We start from the raw sequence: 3,341 nt of genomic DNA on the forward strand, positions 1-3,341 counted from the left end.
CTTTGATCCGGCGATTTCCGAATGGGGAAACCCGGTCTTCGGACCACCCGCAAGGGAGCTAACCCGGGGAACTGAAACATCTCAGTACCCGGAGGAAAGGACATCAATTGAGACTCCGGTAGTAGTGGCGAGCGAACCCGGACCAGGCCAGTGGCAGACAAGTAAGAACGGGAAGAAGCTGGAAAGCTTCGCCTTAGTGGGTGATAGCCCCGTACCGGTAGAAAGCTTGTTTGTCCTCGAGTAGGGCGGGACACGTGAAATCCTGTCTGAACATGGGGGGACCACCCTCCAAGCCTAAGTACTCGTGTGCGACCGATAGTGAACAAGTACCGTGAGGGAAAGGTGAAAAGCACCCCGACGAGGGGAGTGAAACAGTTCCTGAAACTGGATGCCTACAAACAGTCAGAGCCCAAGGTTTGTCCTGGGTGATGGCGTACCTTTTGTATAATGGGTCAGCGACTTAGTCTGTCGTGCAAGCTTAAGCCGTTAGGTGTAGGCGTAGGGAAACCGAGTCTGAATAGGGCGATTAAGTACGACGGATTAGACCCGAAACCGAGTGATCTAGCCATGTGCAGGTTGAAGGTGTGGTAACACGCACTGGAGGACCGAACCCACGTCTGTTGAAAAAGACGGGGATGACGTGTGGCTAGGGGTGAAAGGCCAATCAAACTCGGAAATAGCTGGTTCTCCGCGAAATCTATTTAGGTAGAGCGTCAGACGAATACCTTGGGGGGTAGAGCACTGGATGGGCTAGGGGTCCTCACCGGATTACCAAACCTAACCAAACTCCGAATACCCAAGAGTACTATCTGGCAGACACACGGCGGGTGCTAAGGTCCGTCGTGGAAAGGGAAACAGCCCTGACCTACAGCTAAGGTCCCCAAGTCATGGCTAAGTGGGAAAGCATGTGGGAATGCTTAGACAACCAGGAGGTTGGCTTAGAAGCAGCCATCCTTTAAAGATAGCGTAACAGCTCACTGGTCAAGCGTTCCTGCGGCGAAAATGTAACGGGGCTCAAGCCATGCACCGAAGCTTAGGGTGTGCAGTTTACTGCACGCGGTAGCGGAGCGTTCCGTAAGCCTGCGAAGGGAGACCCGTGAGGGCTCCTGGAGGTATCGGAAGTGCGAATGCTGACATGAGTAGCGATAAAGAGTGTGAGAGACACTCTCGCCGAAAGTCCAAGGGTTCCTGCGCAATGTTAATCAGCGCAGGGTTAGCCGGCTCCTAAGGCGAGGCCGAAAGGCGTAGTCGATGGGAATCACGTTAATATTCGTGAGCCTGCTGGGAAGTGACGGATTGCCAGAGTTGTATCCCCTTATTGGATTGGGGATGCAGTGAGGCGGTTCCAGGAAATAGCCCCAGCTTATAGTCCGTACCCTAAACCGACACAGGTGGACTGGTAGAGTATACCAAGGCGCTTGAGAGAACGATGCTGAAGGAACTCGGCAAATTGCACGCGTAACTTCGGGATAAGCGTGACCCGTTGATGGGCAACCATTGGCGGGTGGCACAAAAGAGGGGGTGGCGACTGTTTATTAAAAACACAGGGCTCTGCGAAGCCGTAAGGCGACGTATAGGGTCTGACGCCTGCCCGGTGCCGGAAGGTTAAAAGGAGAGGTGCAAGCCTTGAATTGAAGCCCCGGTAAACGGCGGCCGTAACTATAACGGTCCTAAGGTAGCGAAATTCCTTGTCGGGTAAGTTCCGACCTGCACGAATGGCGTAACGACTTCCCCACTGTCTCCAGCATCGACTCAGCGAAATTGAACTCCCCGTGAAGATGCGGGGTTCCTGCGGTCAGACGGAAAGACCCCGTGCACCTTTACTATAGCTTCACGCTGGCATTCGTGTCGGCATGTGCAGAATAGGTGGTAGGCTTTGAAGCGGGAACGCCAGTTCTCGTGGAGCCGCAATGTGAGATACCACCCTTATCGTCATGGATGTCTAACCGCGGTGTAACAGCACCCGGGACAGCGTGTGGTGGGTAGTTTGACTGGGGCGGTCGCCTCCCAAAGAGTAACGGAGGCGCGCGATGGTGGGCTCAGACCGGTCGGAAATCGGTCGTTGAGTGCAATGGCATAAGCCTGCCTGACTGCGAGACTGACAAGTCGAGCAGAGACGAAAGTCGGTCATAGTGATCCGGTGGTCCCGCGTGGAAGGGCCATCGCTCAACGGATAAAAGGTACGCCGGGGATAACAGGCTGATGATGCCCAAGAGTCCTTATCGACGGCATCGTTTGGCACCTCGATGTCGGCTCATCACATCCTGGGGCTGGAGCAGGTCCCAAGGGTATGGCTGTTCGCCATTTAAAGTGGTACGTGAGCTGGGTTTAGAACGTCGTGAGACAGTTCGGTCCCTATCTGCCGTGGGTGTCGGAATATTGAGAGGAGCTGCCCCTAGTACGAGAGGACCGGGGTGGACGAACCTCTGGTGGACCTGTTGTGGCGCCAGCCGCATTGCAGGGTAGCTAAGTTCGGACGGGATAACTGCTGAAAGCATCTAAGCAGGAAGCCTCCCTCAAAACCAGTATTCCCTATCAGAGCCGTGGAAGACCACCACGTCGATAGGCCGGGTGTGGAAGCGCAGCAATGTGTGAAGCTTACCGGTACTAATAGCTCGATCGAACTTGATCGTTCTCATTGACCAATATCCGCAGATCTAAAAGCAGACGAGCCTCGGCGAGGACCCCGCGCAACTTCTTGCGCGCCCCGCCGGAGGGCCAGCAAAGGGCATAGGCGCGGCTTTCGCGCCGTCATGCCCGAAGCGAAACGGCCCGTGAGGCAAAACAAAAGACCAGTTGCACGAAAACAAAGAGTGTCCTTGATCGACCTGGTGGCTATGGCGAAGCGCCCAGAACCCGATCCCATTCCGAACTCGACCGTTAAACGCTTCAGCGCCAATGGTACTGTGTCTCAAGGCACGGGAGAGTAGGTCGCCGCCAGGTCTATCAAGAACACTCAAAAAACCCCATCTCAACCAAACACACAAAAAGGCCTCCATAACGGAGGCCTTTTTGCGTTGGGGCGCGCAAACACCTCACATGGACGTCTTAGACGAGCGGTTGGCGAGGAGCTGACCATTGAGCGCAGCGCCAGGTCCCGTCGTGGGGTGAAGGTGGTGGCGTATTCGGTTGGGGTGAGCCAGCCCAGCCGCGAGTGTGGGCGATTTCCATTGTAGTCAGCCCGCCATTCTCTCAGGGCGATACGGGCATAGGATAAGCTCGGGAACAGGGTTTCGTTGAGCATCTCGTCCCTGAGCCTTCCATTGCAGGCGCCGATACCCAAAGCGCCGGCGCTCATGGGCAATCGCCTTCATCCGGTCACGCAGATCGAAGTCATCCAC

Annotated in this window: 2 rRNA genes and 1 pseudogene (1 of these 3 only partly in view); 2 read left to right on the forward strand and 1 reads right to left on the reverse strand. The window is 55.6% G+C overall.

Features of this window, described 5'->3' with window-relative positions:
- Window positions 1–2,633, forward strand: a 23S ribosomal RNA gene (locus DVH29_RS09725) (it extends 97 nt beyond the left edge of the window).
- Between the two features lie 194 nt (window positions 2,634–2,827).
- Window positions 2,828–2,943, forward strand: a 5S ribosomal RNA gene (rrf, locus tag DVH29_RS09730).
- A gap of 28 nt (window positions 2,944–2,971) precedes the next feature.
- On the opposite strand, the pseudogene DVH29_RS09735 reads toward rrf, so the two are convergent.
- Window positions 2,972–3,277: pseudogene (locus DVH29_RS09735) on the reverse strand (integrase core domain-containing protein); the annotation flags it as partial.
- Window positions 3,278–3,341: the final 64 nt, after the last annotated feature.

It is taken from the genome of Pelagibacterium lacus, from assembly GCF_003345525.1.
Taxonomy (GTDB): Bacteria; Pseudomonadota; Alphaproteobacteria; order Rhizobiales; family Devosiaceae; genus Pelagibacterium; species Pelagibacterium lacus.